2 protein-coding genes are annotated in these 1,134 nt (G+C 75.8%); one reads left to right on the top strand and one right to left on the bottom strand.

Annotated elements, in window-relative coordinates; translation table 11 throughout:
* Window positions 1-134 precede the first annotated feature (134 nt).
* Window positions 135-449 carry a thiamine-binding protein gene (locus GTW08_RS24885; protein WP_073578490.1) on the bottom strand — a complete coding sequence of 105 codons (315 nt, stop codon included), beginning with the start codon at window positions 447-449 and terminating at the stop codon, window positions 135-137.
* Between the two features lie 65 nt (window positions 450-514).
* On the opposite strand from GTW08_RS24885, the gene GTW08_RS24880 reads away from it, so the two are divergent.
* A complete protein-coding gene (locus GTW08_RS24880; protein ID WP_073578491.1) occupies window positions 515-1,018 on the top strand; it encodes a MarR family winged helix-turn-helix transcriptional regulator in 504 nt (167 codons plus the stop codon).
* The last annotated feature ends 116 nt before the right edge of the window (window positions 1,019-1,134 follow it).

The following is a 1,134-nucleotide window of genomic DNA, read 5'->3' as shown; positions in this document are numbered from 1 at the left end:
CGCGACCGCCGCCACACCCCGGGCCGCCAGTGCCTCGGCCACCGGCGCCCACGACACCCCGCGGTGCCAGGCGCCGTGGACCAGCACGACCCGTGCCGGACCGGGTCCCCCGGCCCCCGGTCCGGCCGGGGCGCTCACGCGCCGCCCCCGCGCAGGTGCTCCTCGACCCGCTCCACCTTGGCCTGCAGCTGCCCCTGGTACCCGGGCCGGATGTCGGCCTTGAGGACCAGGCTGACCCGCGGCGACACGGCGGTGACGGCCTCGACGGCGCGCTTGACCACCGCCATCCCCTCGTCCCAGGTCTCGGACTCGATCGTGGTGAACATCGAGGTGGTCTCGTTCGGCAGACCGGACTCGCGGACCACCCGGACGGCCTCGGCGACGGCCGCACCGACGCTGCCGTCCCCGGAGTCCGATCCGGACGGGGCGATGCTGAAGGCGAAGAGCATGCCGACACCGTGCCACGCCCGGCGTGCGGAACGGATCCGGTCACGGCACTTGCTAGCGTCGGGCCATGGCATCCCGCGGGTCGCTCCCCTTCGACCCGATCCAGCGTGCGGCCGAGCTCTGGGAGGAGCGGGTCGGCCCCGCGCGCACGATGGCGACGGTCACCAGCGTGATGCGGGTGCAGCAGATCCTGCTCTCCGCCGTCGACACGGCGCTCCGGCCGCACGGGCTGACCTTCGCCCGCTACGAGGCCCTGGTGCTGCTGGACTTCGCGCGCCGCGGCAGCCTCCCGATGCGGGTGATGGGCGAGCGCCTGCAGCTGCACCCGACGAGCGTGACCAACATCGTCGACCGGCTGCAGGGCGACGACCTCGTCCGGCGGGTGCCGCACCCCACCGACCGCCGCGCCACCCTGGTCGAGCTGACCACCGAGGGGCGTGCCCGGCTGGAGAAGGCCACGGCCGCGGTGACCGGCATCGACTTCGGCCTGTCCGGGCTGGACCCGGCCGAGGAGGAGCAGCTGACCGCGCTGCTGCGCTCGGTGCGCCGCGCCGCCGGCGACTTCGCCTGATCCGCGCACCTCAGCCGGCCCGTCTCCGCCGTCGCGGCCCGCCCGGTGGCGGACCGCCGTGTCCCGGGCCGCGCCAGCTGCGCATCACCGATCCGCGGGGCGGCCGGGGCCACAGC

Source organism: Pseudonocardia sp. SID8383 (assembly GCF_009864975.1).
Taxonomy (GTDB): domain Bacteria; phylum Actinomycetota; class Actinomycetes; order Mycobacteriales; family Pseudonocardiaceae; genus Pseudonocardia; species Pseudonocardia alni.
This window is presented reverse-complemented; position numbering and strand designations above follow the sequence as displayed.

Bases quoted from the DNA above. Each gene is read 5' to 3' on its own strand.
- GTW08_RS24880 (WP_073578491.1), top strand. From the start codon at position 515: ATGGCATCCCGCGGGTCGCTCCCCTTCGACCCGATCCAGCGTGCGGCC.
- GTW08_RS24885 (WP_073578490.1), bottom strand. From the start codon at position 449: ATGCTCTTCGCCTTCAGCATCGCCCCGTCCGGATCGGACTCCGGGGAC.